The sequence below is a fragment of the Acididesulfobacillus acetoxydans genome (assembly GCF_902729405.1).
Taxonomy (GTDB): domain Bacteria; phylum Bacillota; class Desulfitobacteriia; order Desulfitobacteriales; family Desulfitobacteriaceae; genus Acididesulfobacillus; species Acididesulfobacillus acetoxydans.
The window spans coordinates 2,902,701-2,923,547 of record NZ_LR746496.1 but is presented as its reverse complement, the minus strand read 5'-3'; the positions used below and the strand labels follow the sequence as shown (position 1 = coordinate 2,923,547).

Sequence of the window (20,847 nt, the reverse complement as noted above, 5' to 3'; positions counted from 1 at the left end):
CTGTGTCATTATACATTGAACCCTGGTTATTGTCTTAAAGATCTTTCCTAACTATACAGGGAGTGCAGAGAAAGTGTTCAAAGAGTGGTTTGGGCTCTGTTGGCGATTAAGGCCGCCCCCAGTGCGGCCGTCAACTCCGGTTCCGGCGGAATGACAATTTCGGCGGCTATTTGTTCGGCCAAGAGCCGGACGAGGGGCCGATAATGGGCTCCTCCTCCCGTAAATACTAGTGTGTCCGCTTGCCCCTGGGTCTCGATGAACCGGGCCAGCCTCGTCGCCGTGCTCTTGAACAGGCCTGCCACGACGGATGTTTTGGGAGTGCCTTTGGCCAAAAGGGTAATAACTTCGGATTCGGCGAAAACCGTGCACATCGAATTGATCGGCACGGGTTCAGCCTCAGCCGCCGAATCCGTATCCTCCGGACGCAAATCCAATCCCTTAAAGATCACGTCCAAAAAACGTCCGGTACCGGCGGCACACTTGTCATTCATGACAAAGCTAACGACCTTGCCTTGAGCGTTTTTCTTAATGACCTTGGCATCCTGTCCACCCAGATCCAGGATATAGGGAACTTCGGGGAAAAAGTAGTGGCAGCCTTTCGCTTGGCAGGTGATTTCCGTGACGACCCGGTTCTCCGGGAAACTGACCCGGCCATAACCGGTAACCACTGTTTCCGCCGGTTCATATTCCCGGCAAGCTTCTTCAAGCAATTCTCGGCCGACAGAGACCGGATCAAAACGGGACGGAACCGCTTTCTTAAAGACCGGTTTCCCATTGTCCAAAATTACCAGTTTCGTGTTGACTGAGCCGAGGTCCAGGCCGGCAGCTTTCATTTCAACATCTCCAAAAAAGCCTCAATCCGGGTTTTAAGCTGGCCTTGATCTTCTTCGGAAAAATCGCTTTCCAGTCTAAGGTGTGGGATCTCGCGTTTTTCCAGTTCTTTGGCCACGGTATGGCTCTCCACCCCATACGGCTGACAAAATTGGAGTGTGAAATCGATCACCCCGTCCACGCGCAAATTGTCCGCCAGACTGAGAATGTCCTTAACTCGGCCGGCGTTGGGGGTGAAACAGGCACAGTTCACGTTGAGGGGGCGCCTGGCGATATTCACCAACATCCCGTCTTTATTTGAGGCAGGCTCCGTCAAATCCCGGTAATAGCGTTCTCCCGTGCACGTCTCTTCGCCCACGACAACGCCACCCGCTTGTTCAATGAGGGCGTGAATCTTCCAGAAGGGGATGGGTTGCGGGGTTCCCGTAATCAGAATACGCGGGGCCTCCGGCGGAGCGACTCCTTCGTTTTGAGCCACTCTTTCTTCCAGTTCAGTACAAAGAAGCTCAACCCGAGAAGCAAACCGCTCCGGGTCGTCAAAGAAGGCCAACTGGTTAATGACCAATACATCCAAACCGTGAATTGGAGCGGGCGACGCTTGGCGCAAAGCAGCCAAGCGTTTGAGAGCAGCCCTTTTCCGGTTGATCTTGGCAATGCCCTCAGCCAAATTGTCTTTTGTCAATTTGACTTCAGTTTCCTTCTCGACAAAGGCCGCAAATTCCCGCACTTCCTCTTCCCAGAAAGCGTTATCTTGAACCCGTTTCTTTTGCGGCAGTTCCATCACATAGGTGGGGACATAGTCGTTGAGGATTTCCCAAGCTTTTTTCTTCCCGTCACAGGTGGTTTCGCCAATTACCCAGTCCGCCACTTGAAAATAGGGGCAAATCCGCTCCAGCTTGAATCCCATAGCCGACTTGATCAAGGGGCAGAGGTTACGCGGAAGAACTTTTTCTGCGGCGGGCACCGTGTATTGGGCTCCGGCACACAAACCGATGCAGGCGCTTCCCGCGGCCACAATGATCTCTTCCGGCACATAGACACAGAAAGTGGCAAAAACTTTATGTCCATTTTCTTTCGCGGCAACGAGTTCTTTAACCCTGATGCCATGGATGTCCCCAACGACCGCGTCAAAATAGGACATGGCGCGCGGACGACGGGACCGCTCCAAAAACAAATTCGTATAGGCCCCCGGCAAAGGGGCCAGAAACTCATCGTGCTTCCCTAAATCCATCCCCAGAGATGCCCACAGTTCTCTATTATCCACACTTTCATCCTCCCAACTTTTCACTCGATTTCGCAAGACCGCATCCGTATCGGTAAAACTCAGGAACATCACCGTATCGCGTGCATATCTGCATCCGCGAAACCCGGCATTTCTCGGAGATGGCCTAGCGGGTTCAACGGGATAACATGCACATCTATATCCGCGAAACCCCGGAAACTTTATCACGCGGAAACACCTGCTTAAACGCGGCCCCTAACACGGGATGCAAGCAGTTTGTACGGTATAAGGCCGGCTAAGAAACTAACCGATGCCCAGCCCCTCCCTACAGCCGCAGAGCAGGAGAGTCCGGATGGGTCAGTGGCCCCAAATCTCTTGGAGTCCTCCGGTTCGAGTTCGCCTCTTCCCGAACAGAAGGCTGCTTATAGAACGTGTGCGGGAAAACCTCGGAATTCATTTCGGGCCTGAGAGCCCTTCCCCAAAGGAATGCATGTACATTGGCCAAATTTGTGGTAAAAAGTACCTGGTTCTTTGAAAACTTAAACCATAGGGTTCCCGGAAGCAAGGCTTGCCAGGGTATAAATTTCGAGTATAAGGAACAAGTAAAGCAGCGGCCTAACGGCGACTGCATAGAGGCCACTTGTACGGCCTGCCGGTTCAGCACTCAGCGAATATTGAGTGCCGGAACTTGGGAATCCTCCCGTTTCAACGCGGGAAGGAAGTCAAGCTATAGGTTAATCACTTTCTGAGCAGAGTGCATGACTGAAATGATCTCCGCCATATTGGACTCCCGGCCAATTTCTATCTTCTCCCTGATCCCGTAGTAATCCAGGCAGGTGACACAGGCCAGAAGTTTTACCCCAAAGTCATTTTCTAGAGCTCTGAGGGCATTGAGCTCGGAAAATTCCGGCAAGAGAAGCTTGACCCCCTTCTCCACAAAAAGGATGTGGTTTGGTTTTTGTTCGGCCTTTTCCAGATTGCGGACAAAGGCTGCCATAAGCTTCCGCCCCAATGCCGGCTCATGGTGACCGATCGTGTCCGAGCTGATTAAGTAGATGAAAGACATGCGGACCCTCCTTTTTTATCATTACTATGATATTATCTATTGTATCACTATAAGGTGATAATGAGAAGAACCCCGGCGAAATCTTCGGGAAAATATTCAGGAGCATGCTCTATGAAGGTCCTTCTGCCGAGCGGCGGGAGGACTTTCACTCCCTTATTGGAGATGGTCGTCATTGAGGGCGAGGCACAATATCGAATCTACTGGCGGGAAATCTTACGGAAGAAGCACGAGTCTGCGTGCTTGACATTTAGCTTATACTATGAAAATATGGTGTCGATCAGAGTTGCATTATTACCTAAAGAGGATTCTCTTTAAATACATAAATACCATAAATAAGCAGATATTTGTATTTGTCAAGATGACGGCAACCGGTGTAGCCAAGTTTCGCATCAAGGCTAACACCCATAATATGGTAGTGAGAACGCGTCAACCCATTTTTGAAATCTTGCAAGGGAGGAAAGAGTTATGTGCGGATTACCTGCATGCGGTCCGGGATACGGACACCACTTTGGCTACGGCGCGGGCCTGGCTGGGGGCTACAGTGACTGGGGCACCGGCTTGCGCGGATACGGACATCTGCAAGGTTATGGGGCTGGCCTGCACCCGGGCTATGATGGGTTCACCGGAGCCTATAGCTACGTGCAAATGGTCCCTTATCCAGTGTACTATCCTGTCCGTCATTATGTGACACGGGAACGAGTGGAACCGCTGCCGCCGGTTCGGGGAAAGGGCTGATACCTCTGTTAAGGCGGACATCCTCTGAGGGGGGATATTCCGAGGGGGATATTCTCTGGGGGTGGCAGTTCTCCGGGGACGGAAATTCTCAGGAGGCGGCCATCCTTTGAGGATAAATACCCTCAGAGCGCTCAGGGAGCACTCGGGTCAGATCTGCAACATTGTTTGCAGATCTGATACTTACTTTTTTTGTCTGCTTAACACAGGGTTTGTTGGAAAAGGTATAAGCAACTGGCCTCATCATAAGGGTCCAGACTAAGAAATTTCTGAGAATAGGTCGATGATTGATGATTTTTGTAGATAAAGAGGGGGGCAAGCCGTGAATTGCCAAGTTCTCAGGCAGGTCCTTGAGGCACTTAATGGCAGGGTGGCAGGGGCGGGTACTTGATCCGTCGGACAAAAAAAGATAAGCTGTAGTGGGTTAGCAAGGGAGATGGGAGGGAGCCATTGGACGAGTTAAGGAAGCCGACGGTTGGTTGCCTGTTGGCAACCGGTGAGTCGGAAGGTTTAAGCACAGAACGATGTCTCCGTCGTTGGCGAGGTCCAGTTGATACTTTTCCGGAGGAGGCATTGATGTGGATGCCAAAATCATAGAGAAAATCAAGAAATTGTTGGCTTTAAGTCAAAGCAGTAATTCCTATGAGGCGGAGTTAGCCATGCTCAAAGCGCAGGAACTTCTTGTCAAACATAAGTTGTCGCTTAAAGCAGTTAAAGAATTTACGGCTGTCAACAGTGATATCAAAGACAACGTGACTCAAGTCACTTTTACAAAGGCTAAATGGAAGGCGAGACTGGCCGGACTGATCGCCGACAATTTCGGTTGTTATCTCTATTTCCAGACTGACCGTACGCATACAGTGGTCTTTTTTGGCAGAGAAGAGGATATTACGGTTTGTAACATTGTTCTGGAGTACGCGCTTGATTGCATTGCGAGCGCCACCAGAAGGTTGAAATATCAGCATAGAAGTTATGGCTTCAGCACCAAGGGAATTGAAAACGATTATGCTTTAGGTTTTATTAAAGGTCTCCGGCAAAAGTTTGAGGAACAGAAAAAGGCCAATCAAGCCTGGGGCCTTGTTCTCGTGAAAGACCAGGAAGTAACGGACGCCTTTAACGCGAAAAAATTCACCCGTTTCATCAATACCGGTACGCCGTACCAGGGCCGCGCGGATGCCTATGCACAGGGGCTGATAGATGGGGAACGCTTCAGTGTTTCTGACAGAATCACGCGAGCAGACGATAGCGGACCGTTGGCTCTGAATTCGGGTGATTAAGCGTGATGGCGGCGGGCCTGACGGGAGACCGTTAGACCTGCGTTGCCATGCGTATGGATAAACGATAACGGTAGGGTTTCCATGGGTAAGTCAAGCGTGCTGTTGTGAGCCGAGGAAACCGTCGAGGACCGGGATGCAAAGCCATACTTCTACATGCTATAATAGGATGTAAATCCAGAATCGGAAGAGCAAAGGATGGTCGGTTTGAAAAGGGCAGTCGTTTTGTTGTCCGGAGGGATGGATTCGTCAACGGTTCTCTACATGGCTAAATCCGAGGGTTTTGAACTCCATGCCATCTCATTTGATTATGGCCAGCGGCACGTCAGGGAACTTGAATGCGCCAGAGCAGTCGCTCAAAAAGCGGGTGTCAAAGAGCATATTGTTGTCAGGACTAACATGGATGCCTGGGGCGGTTCCGCTTTGACGGACAAGTACCTTGAGGTACCGGAGAACGAGCCTGACAAGGGCAGGATTCCTATCACCTATGTTCCCGCACGCAACATGATCTTCTTGTCCTTTGCGGCTTCTTATGCCGAAGCGATCGGCTCTCAGGATGTTTTCATCGGTGTCAGCGAAGTTGATTACTCCGGGTACGTAGATTGCAGGCAGGAATTCATAGACGCTATGGAAAAGGCCATTAACATGGGCACCGTGTGCGCCGTTCAGGATGGCAGGAAAATCAGCATCCGTACTCCGCTTATCCACATGACGAAGTCAGCTGAGATAAAACTCGGTATTAAATTAGGTGTTGATTATGGGCTGACCTGGACCTGTTACAAGGGTGAAGATCTGGCCTGCGGCACTTGCGACAGCTGCACCTTGAGGCTTAAGGCTTTTCGGGAGGCCGGGTATAAGGATCCGATACCCTATAAGGCCGTGTCTTCCGGTGCGCGGCCATTTTATCCCTGAAGCTCCTGCCCCTTAGCCTAAAGCGCAGGCGAGGGAAATTCACTGGTTCCGGAAAAATGACCTCGCGCATAAAGTGCGGATGGGACAGTCTTACGGGCGCGACCGTCTCAGTCTCAACTCTTGACGGTGGGACAGCTTAGTCCTATCGGTAAACATTCTTGGCGGAGGTTAAAGTGAATGGCGTTTGCTACCATTGTCAAAGAATTTACCTTTGATGCGGCTCATAGACTGGAGGGTCACCATGGACACTGCGGAAATATCCACGGGCACACGTATAAGCTGCAGGTAGGGGTCTGCGGAACTATTTTGGAGCGGCCGGGTGCCTCAGATGACGGGATGGTTTTGGACTTTGGAGAGTTAAAACAGGTGGTCAAAACCGAAATAATTAATAGGTTAGACCATCAATTCCTCAATGAGGTCTTGCCTTTCCGCACCACGGCGGAAAATATTTCTGTTTGGGCGGTCAGCGTGCTCCGCCGGGCCGGGCTGCCCGTCAAATTCATCAGGTTGTACGAAACGCCCACTTCCTATGTGGAGATAGACGAAAGGGATGTGCCTGTTGACTGAATCGTACCCTGTCAGCGAAATATTCGAGAGCATCCAGGGTGAGGGTATCTGGACCGGGATTCCGGCCGCCTTTGTGCGCCTGCAAGGATGCAATCTGAGATGCGGGTGGTGCGACACGAAAGAGGCTTGGTCAGGGAAAGCGAGCAACCTGACGGCAAAGGAAATTCTGGCAGAAATTCACCTCGAACACGTTATTGTTACGGGGGGCGAACCTTTACTTCACGACCTGAACGGATTGTTTGCTGCTTTGCAGCACGCAGGGAAGAAAATCCACGTTGAAACAAATGGAACACAACCCTGGCGGGAAAGTTACCCCCCGGACATTTGGCTGACGGTTTCTCCCAAAGAGGAAAGCGGTTATGCGGTTCATCCATCACTGCCGGAAAGGGTGGGTGAATACAAGTTTGTTGTCGACGAGGCTTTCCGGCCGGAGGTTATTCGGAAATTTTACACGCGTCAAGAGCACAGGCGTCAAGAGCCATTGATCTTTCTCTCACCGGAAAATGTTCGCCCTGAGATGGTGGAAAAGGCTTTTCAGATGGTCCTGGAATATCCGTTCTGCCGGTTGATGGTGCAAATGCATAAATTGATCGGGGTTCGGTGAGGCCCGGCTTATTTGGCAGATCGGGGGCTCACATGGGAGATCGGGGGCTCATTTGGGAGACCGGGCTTATTTGCTCGTTTCCTCCCGCGGCTTGCACGTATTAATCCCTAAAATTTTGCTGACCGGGCAGTAAGCGATGGCTCCGGTGATCAGAGGGGCCAAACCGACAATTCCCCACCAATTGCGATAGACCAGGCCGGCGAGCAAAATGACAATTCCGGCCGCAATTCTGATAACCCTTTCTGTGGTTCCAACATTACACTCCATGAAGAGTCACTCCTTCCAAAGGGGAATTTCTTTTTTGTCCTTTGAGAAAGCAGTCTCCTTGCAGTCTCCTTTGAGAAAGCAGTCTCCTTTGAGTAAGTAATCTTACGAAAAAGTTTTCGCGCATTTTTCGCTCTGCTTTGTAAATAGAGTCCCCTGGAAAACTGCTAATTCGAAGAAATTTCGGCCAAAGATATCCAACCAAACCCGCATGAATAAAGGGTTTACCAGCGGAGGCGTTGGCTGGATGTTATAAAATACGGACTTTTTCAGGGGAATCTGAATAGATAGTTCTTGAATGTTTCGTTACCGATGTGACAGCAAATTATAGACGGCAGACGCAGTCTCGGGCAGGACCAAAAAGTATCCGGCCACGAAGTCCAATAGTTCATTCATGCTAAAGCTCAACTCCTTTGCGATTATTATTCCCACAAAGGGCCAAGATTTTACGCCGATTCGCAGGTTGATAAGCAATAATGACGTTGACGAGTAGTGCGGCGGTTTTGCTTGCGGGTCTCGCTTGGGCTGACAATCGAAACCAATGCCGATAAGGAAAGGTGGGGACCGTTGCATTGAAGAGAAAAGGTCTATCGATTCTTTTCCTTGCCATGGTTCTGCTCCTGGGCGCGGGAACCCTGGCCCTGCATACCTGGTATACCCGGCAGAACACACATCCGCCGGGTTGGTCCGATTCAACGGGAAATAACGGCGGGACAGGTCCGAAAGCTCCTGGCTCCGAGACAGAGCCGTCAGCCCCTGCCGACGCTTTTGCCATCCGGGGAGTCATTGAAGGCTTCTACGGTCAGCCTTGGACTATGGCCCAGCGCGTCAGCATGCTGGAGTTCATGGGACAAAACCATTTCAATACCTATCTTTATGCTCCCAAAGATGATCCCTATCAGCGAGCCAAGTGGGGAGAACTCTATCCGGAGGCTGGAATTCAACAGCTAAAGACGGTCGTGCAAACGGCCAAGAAAAATGGGATTTGGTTTGTTTATTCCCTCTCACCGGGAATTCCGGTACCTCTTTCCGGATCCTTGACGGGAAAAATGATCTCCGACTCGATTACCTTCTCGTCGGCCCAAGAGGTGCAACGTTTGGAAAGCAAAATCGATCAACTGCGTTCCATCGGTGTAGAGACGTTTATGCTGTCTTTTGACGATGTGGAACACACTCTGAAGAGCGCGGATCAAAGGGTATACGGCTCGGATTATCCGCGCGCTCACGTTGACCTAGCCGATAAAGTGCTGCGCGATGAACAAGGAAAAGACCCGAACTTCAGATTGTGGTTTGCCCCCACCGACTATTACGGCTTGAAGGACAGCGCCTATTGGCGCACCCTTCGTTCCCGGCTCAACCCTTCGATTCAAGTGATTTGGACGGGCCAGTGGGTTTTGAACAAAGAAATATCCGGCAGTCAGGCTGAAAAAGCTGGGCAATTCTTAGGCCGAAAACCGCTGATCTGGGACAATTATCCCGTCAATGACTACACCTACGTGCAGAAAAAGGCTCCCCAGTTATTCATGGGACCCGTGGAAAACCGTTCTCCCGCTCTTTCGGCTCAGGCAAGCGGAATGCTGGCTAACCCCATGATCCAACCCCAAGCTTCGAAAGTAGCCCTCAGCACCATTGGACAGTATCTCTGGAATCCCGGCTCTTACAATCCCGAGGAGGCTTTCACTCTAGCGATCCAAGCCAGGCGGGGGATAGGAAGCGTGGCGGCTTTCCGCCGATTTTGTCTTTATTCGAGTCAAAGCCTGCTTAACGACAGCGGCAATCCCTATTTCCTTCAGCTCACCTCGGCTTTCTGGCAAAGTTACCGTGCCGGGAATCCGGGAAGCAGCGAGTCAAATCTGCGCCGGGAATTGCAGGCGGTCAGTGATCTGCCCGCTACCCTGAACCGGACCATGACCAACAAAGAACTCTTAAGCGAAATTAGCCCGTGGCTGGCTAAACTGGGACAGGAAGGGCAAGCGGGTTTGCTGGCGCTTAATTACTTGGATTTATCGTCCCGGGATCCGGGAAAATCCGCTTTGAAGAGCCGGCTGGAGTTGAGTGTACAAAAACTGAGTGAGAACAATTTGCGCATCGGCTCAGAAATTCTGGAATTTACACGAACCGCCTTGTTGCATTAATGTCCTCGCTAAAGAGCAACGGCTGTGATTAGACCCCATATCAACATCAACCGTATGTCCGCAAGCTGTGCTAAGATAAAGCATATGAACGCTTAGAAAGAGAAACCGGAGAAAAGTTGAGAGGCGGCTCAGGGAGAAAGTTAAAGTAATGATTGGAGGGGCCCCTGTCACGCAAAAGTTTGCCGACGAAATCGGGGCGGATGGCTATGCCGCCCATGCCAGCTTTGCCGTAGATAAAATGAAAGAATTAATGGGTGCCTCCGTTTTGAGTGCTTGACATTTGGCCCATTCTATGAAACTATAGGGTTAAAAGAATTGCATCGTTTCTTAAAAAGTAACCTCTCTAAATACGCAAAGAGTTTCGGCGAAAGTGTCCACTGGACACTTTCGTCACCGAAGTCTCAATGCCTGATAAGTGCATGCAATTCTAAAAAGATGGAGGTAGGAAGTATGGGAAATCGTATTGCAGTGGGGGATATGGCTCCGGATTTCACACTCAAGGATAATCGGGGGAACATGGTCAATCTCGCCGGGTACAGGGGGCAGAAAGTGTTGCTTTCCTGGCATCCCTTGGCCTGGACCGGCGTCTGCGCTGAACAGATGAAAGCGTTGGAGAGTCATTATGCCCGTTTTGAAGAACTGGGCACGATTCCCTTGGGGCTAAGCGTGGATCCTTATCCATCAAAAAACGCCTGGGCTAAGGAACTCAAGATCGCCCGCGTTAAATTGCCGTCTGACTTTTGGCCCCATGGGGAAGTTGCCAAAGCCTACGGCTTGTTTCGAGAGGAAGAGGGCTTTTCTGAGCGGACGAATGTCATCCTCGACGCAGAGGGGAAAGTCATCTGGCTGAAGGTATATGGGATTCATGAACTTCCGGATATTGAAGAGGTCATTAAGGTTTTGGAGAAATTCTAGATCTAACGTTGACCTCAGTTCACTGCAAGCAATCCAGGAACATCGCTCACGGCTCCGGCAAGGTCCGGGGCCTTTTTTGTTGGTACGGTCGCACCCCTTCTCCCACCAGCTGATCAGATGGAAATCAGGCGCGCCAAGGCTTGATTGTGGTATAATGTGACAGGATCAACTCGCGAAGCTGAGAACGATTACTCGATCAAGAGACGCTGATGAAGAAGGGATGTTCGATGCAGAGAAAAGCTGAAGTTGTGCTCTGTGGCAAACTCAAGATTCTTCAGCAGCGGGACAAGGAAACATTTCTCTCGGACTTTGAAGCGGTGGACGCGCACGTAACATTCTCGAAACCGAGTGCAACGCGTGTGCTTAACATATATCATGTTTTTGCCAGTAAGATGAGTTTCCCTAAATGGTGCATTAAGTCTAAATGGCGCATTAAGTTAAGAAGAGTCTCCATGAATGACGGGTGACAAAGATTTACGAATTCCTGTACCGCTGCTGTGGGAGCGGCTATGGGTGCAAAGCCTGTCATCGGATTATCTCTACAAGGAGAGACTTAAAAGACGACTGGCCGGAGAGCCGGTGGACAGGGCTCCTAACTGTAATCTTATTATGGCTTTTGCCCCGCTTTATATTGGCAAAACGCAATCCCAGTTCTACCTTGATTACAAGGTGCTGCTGGAGTCCAATCTACGGGTGGCTAAAGATTTTGACCTGGATATTCTGGGGGCTATTTCCGATTCGTTCATGGCCGGCTGGGAAATTCCCCACTCCACCCCGCACGAAAATCTAAAAGCCATCGCCGAGGCTCTGCGTGATTATCCACGCTATTAATTCAGGAGATGATAAAATGACCGACAAAATCAACGTGGGGTTACTGGGTTACGGATTTGCCGGACAGGTTTTCCACGCGCCTCTCATCAACGCCGTTCCCTCTCTGAATATGTACGCCGTTGTTGAACGTCATGGCGACAAGGCCGTGCGGCATTATCCGGGAATTAGGGTGTATAAAAGCAGTCAGGAACTCCTCCAAGACCGGACGGTCGATTTGGTCGTGGTGGCGACTCCTAATTCCAGCCACTTTGAATTGGCACGGGAAGCGCTCATGGCGGATAAGCATGTCGTGGTTGACAAACCGTTCACTCCGACAGCGACGGAAGCACGGTCCTTGATAGAGCTGGCCCAAAGGCAGGGAAGGATACTCAGCGTTTATCAAAACAGGCGCTGGGACGGAGATTTCCGGACGGTCCAGGCACTGATCAAGGGCGGTATCCTCGGGGAGATTCTGGAGTACGAAGTCCACTATGACCGGTTCCGGGCTGAGGTGAATCCTGAGGCCTGGCGCGAATCGGGAGAACCGGGTTCCGGGATCCTCTTTGATTTAGGTTCTCACCTGATCGATCAAGCCCTGGTTCTGTTTGGGCAGCCTGACACCGTGACCGCAGACTTGAGGGTTCAAAGGGAGGGTGGCAAAGCAGTCGACAACTTCGAGATCATCCTGACCTATCCGGAACTCAAGGCTACTCTTAAGGCCGGCATGTTCGTGCGGGAGCCGGGCCCACGCTTTACCCTTCAGGGTAGAAAAGGATCATTTCTGAAATACGGTTTCGACCCGCAGGAAGATGCTTTGAAAGCAGGGCAAACCCCAGACGCTGTTTCAGCGTGGGGCGTTGAAGCTAAGACGCAGTGGGGCAAGCTGAATGCGGAAATCAGCGGAGTGCATTTTGTGGGTTTTATTGAAACCCTACCGGGATCTTACCAGGCATTTTATGAGAACGTCTCCGACGCCATCCTCCATGGCCGGGAACTTCGCGTCAAGCCTGAAGAAGCTTAGCAAACGATTAAGATCATTGAACTGGCTATCCGGAGCAACTCAGAAAGGCGTACGCTTAGCGTGTCAGGGTCAACCTTGTAGATACTGTACGCAAGTCAACGTTGATTAGGGTAGATTCGTGAGGGCCGGCGAGGATTAGCGAATCTAACCGGCAAGACGGTGAGGGACTGCCAATCAGAAGTTCCCGGCGAGCTGCGGTTGATTTGGGCATCATAGCTGCCGGAATAAGCATTGGAACCGTCATTGACAATAGTAGCACTGCTATCTGAATTTCTCCATTGCGTGGATCCCAGCTCAAAGGAGGAATTCTCCAGCAGGTTATAGCCTCTGGCCAACGGGCTCTTCTCAAACATGACATTGTCAAAATAACCGTCATAGGGGCCATAAGTGATGGCCATGACTTTGGAATAGCAAGAACCGCTGGGTGGCGTAACCGTTGCAATGTAGCGCTGCCAATTTGTACTGCGGACATTGAACAAACGGACGACCCCGATTGGGTTATAACTGGAGTCGTACCAGTAAACATTGATACAAGCCCCATTGGAAGGGCCGGTTTGCCCGGTTTTCAGGTAGGCGCTGACGGTAAAAGGATCAGTGGTCGGCCCGGTTAGGTTGATATAGTTCGTCCATTGATAAGCATAAGCAGATAAGCATAAGCAGATAAGCATAAGCATAGGTTCCGGGGTTGATGTGCAAGACGTGACTGTTTCCGCTGCTGTCGGCAAAGGGGCTATCCGCCGTACCGGTGACGCTGACATCGTCAACCTGGTTATAAGCCCCGCTGGGGGTATAAGCCGTCCAGTTCACGGGTTGACTCCCGCTTAACTGTTCAAAACTGCCATTGAGGATCCGGTTGTCGGCTACCCCGAGCAAATTGGATTCGGTGGTGACATTTCCTTGGTGGTAGCTGTAGGCTCTGGAGTTTAATGTTCCGACGGGCATCCAACTGTTCTGATGGGGTATTGGTCGTGGTATATTTATAGATGGACATGGCCGCATCGGTAACGATGGCTCCCGACGGAAGGGTAGGTTTGGGAAATTTGATTAAAGACAGGCCAACCCCTTGATTTACACTATCATAACCGGTCGTCATGTAGGAAGTAGGATAATAATAGGTATCCGGGGCATAAGAGGCAATATAGGTGCCCATTCCGCCACCGGCACTAGTGGTTGTGTACCAGTTCTTGGTCGCAAAAGAAGGGTCGAGAGTGATGGGATAGGCACGTGACGGATCGTCCAGCCACTTTAAATTCCCGGTCAGCGTAAGGGTATAAATATTAGGGTCTTTACTCGGGGACAGCGTCATACTCACGTCCCGGCTTAACTGCTGCTTACTATCTGACTAAACGGTTTGGGAATAACAAAGTCTGTTTTGCCGGTTTTGGCATCCTGTAGCGTAATGCTGCCGTCACTCTGTGGGACCGGGGTGAGTCCGTCCGTGTTTAATTCAAACTGAAAGGCATTCGGCCTGGAGGTCCTTCAAGAGGATGTTTTCCTTCAGGCCGTCTGAGAAAGGTTGGTACTCTAGATCGGTGTCTTGGAAGATATCCGGGTAAGTGACCGTATGCGTGCGGTTCACCGCCCGCACGGTACGAACGTGGTCTAAACGCCAAGAAACCTTGTGCTGGGAGTCGAGTCTCAGCTGCGCGAGAAACCGGGCCGCAGAGCTCTCGGCGAAACGTGTCTGAAAAGCGTTGGCCTTATTCTGCAGGCTAAATCCCGGTTCGCTCGAAGGGACTAATTGGTTGGAAATGTCCTGCCACTGGCCGTGGGTATCTTTGTAATGCAGGGAGCCAATGGAAACTTGGGTCGTGTAGCTGCCGTCTGAGTTTACATAAGTACGGGAGTGCTGGGTACGCCTGCTCGCCAAACTGAGCAGGTGGCAGAGGGAGGAGGAGTAATTCCCGTACTTTCGAATGAGACGATATTCATCCCCGGCAATGTGGGTCCGCAGAGCGGATTAACCCGCGGCAGATGGTTATCAATTGGGGTGGTACCGCGAAAGACCCGCAGCTTTCGTCCCTAAGGGGCGAAAAGAGCTGCGGGATTTTTATTTTTTGCCACCTTGGTCCCGTTTCTGCTCAGGGTGGCGGAAGCGGGATCAAGGGAAGTTGAACAAAAAAAGAAAAAAAGAAAAAAAGAAAAGGAGAAGGAGAAGGAGAAGGAGGCGTTTACCTCATGAAACTGAGCGCGTCGGCAGAGGAAATTGCGGCCGTTACTTACATCCGGAACCGGCCAAGGCCTTAAGTGATGGACCCCAATCCCTGACCCCCACTGCTTTCTCTCGTCTGGCCGAAGAGGTGAAAAGGCTGGCGGAATCAGTGGGGCGAAGTGTCTAGGTGGGGCCGGGGGATTTGGTTACTCATTGCATTTTTTCTTCCAGTACTTGACACAGTACGTTAGCCGCCTTATAATTAGGCTGCAAAGGGGGTTTGCCATGTTGTTCCAATTTGGTTTGAGAGATTTACCGGAAGAACAGACGCTCCAAGAGTATGCCCTGCGCTTTCCGGACTTGGACAAGGAAGCGGCCGTCGCCGCTCTGGCCTTGCTGAGAACTGCGTCCGATTTGTCAAAAGTATTTGATTCCTTTTTTGCTTCTTTTGATATAAGCTGGGGGCGCTTTATTATCCTGATGCTGCTCTATCGTGAATATCCCCAGAGTTTAGATTTTGCTCTTCTCAGTGAAAGGGCGGAAATTACGAAGGCGACCTTGACAGGACTCATCGACGGACTGGATAATCAAGGCTTGGTAGAACGCAGGCCCCATCCGACCGACCGGCGCAAACAATTGCTGTGTTTAACAGCCGAGGGATTGGCCCTGTTAGAACGCATGCTGCCATCTCATTACAGAACAACGGCCTACTATATGTCGGGGCTGAACAAAGCAGAACTCTTGGAACTGACTGAGCTCCTAAACCGCTTGCATGAGGTATTGACGACCATCCGAGAATGAGCGGAGGGATCAGTTAAATTTAGGACATATGACATATATGGTAAGAATCCTCTCACTTAAGAACCGCGTTTTTCCAGACGCCACGGCTAGCGGGTACAATCACATTACGATGGCAGCTCGATTTCACGGAGAGTAGTTCACTTTAAGTTGAGGAGTGGTTTTGCTCTGGCGGAAAGGGGAGTTTATTCATGAGCAGATTTCCGGCGGCGGTCATCGCCACGGCTTTTGCCACTTTTATAGCTTTCATCGGTATCGGTGTGGTGGACCCTTTGCTGGCCTTGATAGGCAAAGCGATGGGGGCTACGCCGTCCCAAGTGGAATGGCTGTTCACCAGCTATATTGCCGTCATGGCCTTGGCCATGCTGGTGTCCGGGGTGCTGGCGACGCGGATTGGCGGGCGGCGGACCATGTTGATCGGCTTGTGCCTGGTGGTAGTGTTCGCCTTTTTGTCGGGAAAGGCACCGAGCATCGGAGTACTGGCCATCATGCGTGCGGGTTGGGGACTGGGCAACGCCCTTTTTACCTCAACGGCGCTATCCATCATTGTGGGCGCTTCGGGTGGCAGTGTCGCCTCGGCGATCACCCTGTATGAGGCGGCCTTGGGGTTGGGGATTGCATCCGGCCCTTTACTGGGAGGATTCCTCGGTTCGTTGAGCTGGCGCTTTCCTTTCTTCGGTACCTCGGCCTTAATGTTACTCGCTTTGCTGGCGACCTTTTTTACGGTCAAAGAACCCGCGAAGCGTGAACCGCCCCGGGCCGCCAAAGACATATTCGTCGCCCTGCGCCATCCGGCGGTCCTCTTCAATGCCCTGGTCGGACTCTGTTATAGTTATGCTTTTTTTACCATCCTCGCCTATTCTCCTCTGACCCTAAATGGACTTCCTCCCAGTCTGCTGGGGTATACCTATTTTGCCTGGGGTATAGTGGTAGCCCTCTCCTCAGTCGTGATCGTCAATTGGCTGCGCCCGCTCGTGGGGGTGGTGCGGTTGCTTTGGTTGAACCTGGTGGGTCTTATCGTCGTTTTTGTTCTCGCCGGTTTTATCCATGGTTACGGTCTGCTCATCTTGATTGTCGTTTCTGGACTGTTTTGCGGGATCGGGAATGCCCTGTTCACCACCCTGGCCATGGAAGTGTCCCCGTTTTCACGCTCCATTTCCTCCGGTGCCTATAATTTCATGCGCTGGGCCGGAGCGGCGGTGGCACCTATTTTATCGGGCTTTATTGGGGAAAAGTATGGGATGGGTATCCCGTTTTTGATAGCGGCAATGCTGGTGCTGGTGGGCTGGATTGCGCTCTGGCGCTATGGTTCGGTCTTGGACAACGCCCTTAGGGCGAATTTGGCGAAAGAAAATGGGGTGTCTTGAAGTGGAAAAGACCTATCCGGTCGCCCGCCTGGAAATGACCATTGGCTGGGGCGATTGCGACGCCGCCGGCATCACTTATTATGCCAGGTATTTCGATTGGTTTACCAATGGGCGTTTACATTTGCTCAAGAGTTTCGGCCTGCCCTATATGACCACGTTTCAGTATCAGGATATTTCGCTTGTGGGGCTTGAAGCCAATTGTCGGTATAAGAAATTGCTCTTTCCGGATGAAACCGTAGTTTTAGAGACCTCTCTCCCGGAACTGAAGCGGACGAGAATGACTTTTGTCTATAAGGTCTATAAGCAAGATGGCCAGTTGGCTGCCAAAGGGACGACGGTCCATACCTATGTCGATCATCAAGGCAAGCCGTTTGACCTAAAGAAGCGCCATCCGGAGCTGTGGAGTAAACTCAACAGTCTCCTCGGCGCGGACGGGAACGAGGAGGGAGGCCGTGGATAAAGAAAGAATCGTCATCACAGGCATGGGAGCCGTGACTCCGCTGGGGATTGGGGTGGAGTCTTACTGGAAGGGCTTAATTGAAAACCGTTCAGGGATTGGGCCGCTCAGGGAGTTTGAGCGTGAGCTGCCCTCGCGGATCGGGGGGGAGGTGAAGAACTTTCTGGCCGCTGATTTCTTGGGGAAAAAGTTAAGCAAGGAAACAGATCTCTTCATGCAATTTGCGCTGGTGGCGGCAGAGGAGGCCCTGAGAGCTGGAAATCTCCGAACGGTAGGGAAAGCCGAGCCTTGTCGCTCTGCACCTAACGAATGGAGGAGCTATCCGGAGGAACCTCGTGACGATAAAGCAACGGTGTCTCTCTCAGGGGCGGATCCCGGCCGTATCGGAATTGTTCTGGGTACGGCTCTGGGGGGAGTTAAGACCTTGACGGAAACGCAGGAAGAGCTGGATCTGGATTCCTCAGCGAAAATCAGTCCTCACTTTATACCTAAAATGCTGAACAACGTGGCCGCGGCTCAAATTGCCATTAGACAGGGTTGGCGCGGGCCGAGCCTGACAGTGAGTACGGCGTGTTCCTCCGGAGCCGATGCCGTAGGTCTGGCGACTCTGCTCTTGCGGGCGGGCGAGGCCGATGCGGTCTTGGCGGTGGGAGCCGAATCGCTCTTTTGCTCTCTGATGTACGCCGGGCTGCTGGCGGCAAAGGCTCTGTCCCGACAAACGGAACGACCGGAGAAAGCCAGCCGGCCCTTTGATCTTAACCGTGACGGGTTTGTCATGGGGGAGGGAGCGGGGGCGGTGCTTTTGGAGACTTTGCCCCATGCTCTTAAACGAGGCGCTATGGTCCGAGCGGAAATATTGAGTTATGCCAGTCTCACCGACGGCTACCACACGACGGCCCCTGATCCCACGGGACAGGGAGAAATCAGATGCATGCAAAAAGCTTTGGCTCAGGCCGGGCTGGAACCCGCCGCCGTCGATTACATCAATGCCCACGGTACTTCAACCCGGATAGGGGATCGGGTTGAGACCCAAGCGCTCAAAGCGGTCTTTGGACCGAGAGCCTACCAAATTCCTGTCAGCTCAACCAAAGGGGCAACCGGTCACCTCATGGGAGCCGGGGGAGTCACGGAACTGATCGCCTGTGTCAAAGCGATTGAGCAGGGCGTGGTGCCGCCTACCCTGAATTATGAAGTTCCCGATCCGCTCTGCGATCTCGATTATGTACCCAACCGGTCCCGCCCGGTCGAATTGAACATCGCTATGTCCAATTCATTTGGTTTCGGCGGGCAAAATGCCAGTCTTATCGTCAGCCGTTATAGGGAGTAGGACCGGAAAACCGAACCGGCTCCGGAACTTGCCCGGGTAATAACCAATACTTTGCAGACACGGGCAGATACGGCGACCCCTCTTCGGAGGTTTACATCATCTGGCGTTTTAGTGTCAGGATCCCGGCAATCACCGGATCGTGTTCCGGAATTCCGGAATTATGGTCTGCAACATCCGTAGTAATGTTTCCGTAGCGGGTGTTTGCGGATCCGCGGGCCGCAATTGTGAGGTGTCTGACGGACAATTGTACTGGATTAAACTTGTCTGTCAGATATCGGACAGTCTAGGCCGTCCGTATTTGGACATCATGCGATAGCCAAAACAACAGTAGAAGTATCTAAAAGAGCAGAAGCATCTGAGGTAGTATCTATATCTGAAGAAGTAGAAGAAGTATCTGAAGTAGAAGTAAGAGTAAATGAGAGATTACAAGAGATTACAAGAGATTATGAGAGGTAATAGGGGATAAGGTAATGAGAGATTATAAGAGGAGGTTTGACGGCTGTGGCAGAAGGACTTTTCACTTATGATGTCACTATGTTTAAAGAGACCTTTGAGCATGAATTTACTTATCTTAATGGATTCTTGCGCAATGTACACCGCTTTGCCGGAAGAAGGGCTCTGACCTGTCCCTTACGGGAGAAAACCTGGACTTACAAGGAACTGAATGAGGAAGCCAATCAATTAGCCCACGCCCTTGAGGCAGATGGCGTCGGAAAAAATGAAGTCGTGATGTACCAACTGCTCAATTCGGCGGAATTCGTTTTCTGCTACCTGGCGCCGCAAAAGCTGGGTGCGATTAATTGCCCAATAAATTTCCGTCTCTCACCCGGCGAAACTGCTTTTATCATCGACGACAGCAGGCCGGCCGTCTATGTTTTCGACGCGGAAATCCGGGAAACGGCGGAACAGGCTTTGGCCATGGCTGAACATAAACCGCGCCGGCTGGTGATGGTGGATATATTCGGACAACAGGAGCCGTCGGCCGGGCAAGTGACGTATCAGGATTATGTCCGGAACCGTCCGCAGGAAGATCCCGTACCAGCCCGCCAGGCTCATATCTATGATGAAACAACCCGCCTCTATACCTCTGGCACGACGGGCATGCCCAAAGGAGTTCCCATCAACAACATCAATGATCTTCTGTCCGCTCATGATGTGATCATGCATTTCCCCTTGAGTTCTGAGGATCGCACGATGAATATGAGCCCTTGGTTTCACCGAGGAGGCCTGCATTCCGGGGGACCGACTCCCACCCTCTATGTGGGGGGAGAAATTGTCGTCCTTAGGCAATTCTATCCTAAAGGGTGTCTGGAATTGGCCGAAAAATACGGAGTTACTTTCTTGATCGGAGCGCCACCCATGCTAAAAATGCTGTATGAAGCTCAGCTCAAGACTCCGGCAGACCTCAGCCGGTTGAAAGGGATCGTCACGATGGGCGCCCCTTTGGAAAGGGAGGCTTGCATCCGCTTCCAGGAAGCTCTCACTCCGAACATTTTCAATGGCTACGGTACCTCGGAAGCCTTTTGGAACACCTTTCTCAGGCCCCATGATTTGCCGGCGATGGCCGGTTCGGCGGGCCGGGCCTGCACGGATGACGATGTGGCCGTGGTTAAGACCTATCCGGACCGCAGGGGAGAGCCGGATGACTATGTGGACAAAGACAACCGCGAGGTCGGGGAGATCATCGTGAAGGCCCCGAACAAAACGACCTACACTTATCTCAATGACGCATATGGCAGTGAAAAGGTGTTTTATAAGGGTTGGATTTATATCGGGGACGTCGGGACCTGGGACGAAAACGAGTTTGTGACGATTGTCGGACGCAAGGACGATATGGTGAATTCCGCCGGCGAAAACATCCATCCCGTACAGGTCGAGGAAGTCCTCAACCAGCACCCTAAAGTGAAAGAATCCATCGTGACCGGGGTCCCGGATGAATTGCGCGGGGAAGCGGTAGCCGCTTACGTTATCAAATCAGACCCCACCCTGACGGCCAAAGAACTGACAGATTTTTGCAACAATCATCCCATGCTGGCCAAATATAAACGCCCCCGTTACTATCGTTTCGTCGAAGAGCTGCCATTTACTGCCACAGGAAAGAAAATGCACTTTAAAGTCAAGGAACAAGCGGCTCACGATTTGGCGCAGGGTTTGCTGGAGAGGGTTTAAGGGGTGACATCCGAGGGTGAGAATCGGAAAAATGAAAGAGCTCCCAATGTGAGTGGTTTGCCGGAATTTGGCGGACGGAATGTCGAGTATAAAGTGGTTGATCCGGTGAGGAAATGAAGAAAGCGAAGTCTAACCCTCGCATCATCATAAAGTATAAAGTAAAAGAATCCAAAACCCCGTTTGCAAAGACGGGGTTTTGCGTCCGTCACTAGTCGTACCCACAT

General features: G+C 51.6%; 22 protein-coding genes. 15 read left to right on the top strand and 7 right to left on the bottom strand.

The annotated features are described in order from the left end of the window. Positions 1–77: 77 nt before the first annotated feature. The 3 genes from MNU25_RS12955 to MNU25_RS12945 form a co-directional block, all read right to left on the bottom strand. The gene (locus tag MNU25_RS12955) at positions 78–833 is read right to left on the bottom strand and encodes an acyl-CoA dehydratase activase (protein ID WP_240985453.1); all 756 of its coding nucleotides are present in this window, start codon (positions 831–833) and stop codon (positions 78–80) included. Continuing rightward, positions 830–2,095 (bottom strand): double-cubane-cluster-containing anaerobic reductase, encoded by a 1,266-nt coding sequence (locus MNU25_RS12950; RefSeq protein WP_240985452.1) that lies wholly within the window; start codon positions 2,093–2,095, stop codon positions 830–832. Before MNU25_RS12950 ends, MNU25_RS12955 begins: the two co-directional genes overlap by 4 nt. 685 nt (positions 2,096–2,780) lie before the next feature. Then, complete coding sequence (locus MNU25_RS12945; RefSeq protein ID WP_240985451.1) at positions 2,781–3,119, bottom strand: DsrE family protein; 339 nt, start codon at positions 3,117–3,119, stop codon at positions 2,781–2,783. A gap of 465 nt (positions 3,120–3,584) precedes the next feature. Here MNU25_RS12945 and MNU25_RS12940 point away from each other — a divergent pair, with 465 nt between their 5' ends. The 5 genes from MNU25_RS12940 to MNU25_RS12920 all read left to right on the top strand — a co-directional run bounded on the left by MNU25_RS12940 (position 3,585) and on the right by MNU25_RS12920 (position 7,208). Next, positions 3,585–3,854 (top strand): hypothetical protein, encoded by a 270-nt coding sequence (locus tag MNU25_RS12940; RefSeq protein ID WP_240985450.1) that lies wholly within the window; start codon positions 3,585–3,587, stop codon positions 3,852–3,854. A 575-nt stretch (positions 3,855–4,429) separates the two neighbouring features. Beyond that, positions 4,430–5,128, top strand: coding sequence for a DUF2786 domain-containing protein (locus MNU25_RS12935; protein WP_240985449.1), 699 nt, complete (start codon positions 4,430–4,432; stop codon positions 5,126–5,128). A gap of 195 nt (positions 5,129–5,323) precedes the next feature. After that, positions 5,324–6,037 (top strand): 7-cyano-7-deazaguanine synthase QueC, encoded by a 714-nt coding sequence (queC, locus tag MNU25_RS12930; RefSeq protein ID WP_261487210.1) that lies wholly within the window; start codon positions 5,324–5,326, stop codon positions 6,035–6,037. Positions 6,038–6,214: 177 nt separating this feature from the next. Beyond that, on the top strand, positions 6,215–6,604 hold the full coding sequence (queD, locus tag MNU25_RS12925; RefSeq protein WP_240985448.1) for a 6-carboxytetrahydropterin synthase QueD: 390 nt from the start codon (positions 6,215–6,217) through the stop codon (positions 6,602–6,604). Continuing rightward, the gene (locus MNU25_RS12920; protein ID WP_240985447.1) at positions 6,597–7,208 is read left to right on the top strand and encodes a 7-carboxy-7-deazaguanine synthase QueE; all 612 of its coding nucleotides are present in this window, start codon (positions 6,597–6,599) and stop codon (positions 7,206–7,208) included. The genes queD and MNU25_RS12920 overlap by 8 nt, the downstream gene beginning before the upstream one ends. Before the next feature lie 66 nt (positions 7,209–7,274). On the opposite strand, the gene MNU25_RS12915 is transcribed toward MNU25_RS12920, so the two are convergent. Then, complete coding sequence (locus MNU25_RS12915; protein ID WP_240985446.1) at positions 7,275–7,475, bottom strand: YgaP family membrane protein; 201 nt, start codon at positions 7,473–7,475, stop codon at positions 7,275–7,277. A 569-nt stretch (positions 7,476–8,044) separates the two neighbouring features. Between MNU25_RS12915 and MNU25_RS12910 the strand changes: the two genes are divergently transcribed. From MNU25_RS12910 to MNU25_RS12895, 5 genes are all read left to right on the top strand, one after another. Beyond that, a complete protein-coding gene (locus MNU25_RS12910; RefSeq protein WP_240985445.1) occupies positions 8,045–9,607 on the top strand; it encodes a protein O-GlcNAcase in 1,563 nt (520 codons plus the stop codon). A gap of 148 nt (positions 9,608–9,755) precedes the next feature. Further along, a complete protein-coding gene (locus MNU25_RS20135) occupies positions 9,756–9,884 on the top strand; it encodes a hypothetical protein (protein WP_261487213.1) in 129 nt (42 codons plus the stop codon). Between the two features lie 173 nt (positions 9,885–10,057). Beyond that, positions 10,058–10,522: a redoxin domain-containing protein gene (locus MNU25_RS12905; protein ID WP_240985444.1), complete on the top strand. Its 465-nt coding sequence runs from the start codon at positions 10,058–10,060 to the stop codon at positions 10,520–10,522. A 456-nt stretch (positions 10,523–10,978) separates the two neighbouring features. After that, positions 10,979–11,353 carry a hypothetical protein gene (locus MNU25_RS12900; protein ID WP_240985443.1) on the top strand — a complete coding sequence of 125 codons (375 nt, stop codon included), beginning with the start codon at positions 10,979–10,981 and terminating at the stop codon, positions 11,351–11,353. Between the two features lie 16 nt (positions 11,354–11,369). Continuing rightward, entirely contained in the window at positions 11,370–12,353 is a 984-nt protein-coding gene (locus MNU25_RS12895; protein WP_240985442.1) for an oxidoreductase, read from the top strand. A 95-nt stretch (positions 12,354–12,448) separates the two neighbouring features. Here the strand turns inward: MNU25_RS12895 and MNU25_RS12890 are convergent, their stop codons facing one another. The 3 genes from MNU25_RS12890 to MNU25_RS12880 all read right to left on the bottom strand — a co-directional run bounded on the left by MNU25_RS12890 (position 12,449) and on the right by MNU25_RS12880 (position 14,223). Then, entirely contained in the window at positions 12,449–13,021 is a 573-nt protein-coding gene (locus tag MNU25_RS12890; RefSeq protein ID WP_240985441.1) for a hypothetical protein, read from the bottom strand. Next, positions 12,945–13,295, bottom strand: a complete 351-nt coding sequence (locus MNU25_RS12885; protein WP_240985440.1) for a hypothetical protein — start codon at positions 13,293–13,295, stop codon at positions 12,945–12,947. Before MNU25_RS12885 ends, MNU25_RS12890 begins: the two co-directional genes overlap by 77 nt. A 505-nt stretch (positions 13,296–13,800) precedes the next feature. After that, positions 13,801–14,223, bottom strand: a complete 423-nt coding sequence (locus MNU25_RS12880) for a hypothetical protein (protein ID WP_240985439.1) — start codon at positions 14,221–14,223, stop codon at positions 13,801–13,803. A gap of 567 nt (positions 14,224–14,790) precedes the next feature. Between MNU25_RS12880 and MNU25_RS12875 the strand changes: the two genes are divergently transcribed. The 5 genes from MNU25_RS12875 to MNU25_RS12855 all read left to right on the top strand — a co-directional run bounded on the left by MNU25_RS12875 (position 14,791) and on the right by MNU25_RS12855 (position 20,623). Continuing rightward, the gene (locus MNU25_RS12875; protein WP_240985438.1) at positions 14,791–15,306 is read left to right on the top strand and encodes a MarR family winged helix-turn-helix transcriptional regulator; all 516 of its coding nucleotides are present in this window, start codon (positions 14,791–14,793) and stop codon (positions 15,304–15,306) included. A 188-nt stretch (positions 15,307–15,494) separates the two neighbouring features. Beyond that, positions 15,495–16,670 carry an MFS transporter gene (locus MNU25_RS12870; RefSeq protein WP_240985437.1) on the top strand — a complete coding sequence of 392 codons (1,176 nt, stop codon included), beginning with the start codon at positions 15,495–15,497 and terminating at the stop codon, positions 16,668–16,670. Position 16,671: 1 nt separating this feature from the next. After that, positions 16,672–17,130, top strand: coding sequence for an acyl-CoA thioesterase (locus tag MNU25_RS12865; protein ID WP_240985436.1), 459 nt, complete (start codon positions 16,672–16,674; stop codon positions 17,128–17,130). Next, entirely contained in the window at positions 17,123–18,454 is a 1,332-nt protein-coding gene (locus MNU25_RS12860) for a beta-ketoacyl-[acyl-carrier-protein] synthase family protein (protein ID WP_240985435.1), read from the top strand. Before MNU25_RS12865 ends, MNU25_RS12860 begins: the two co-directional genes overlap by 8 nt. A gap of 501 nt (positions 18,455–18,955) precedes the next feature. Further along, complete coding sequence (locus tag MNU25_RS12855) at positions 18,956–20,623, top strand: class I adenylate-forming enzyme family protein (protein ID WP_240985434.1); 1,668 nt, start codon at positions 18,956–18,958, stop codon at positions 20,621–20,623. Positions 20,624–20,847 lie beyond the last annotated feature (224 nt).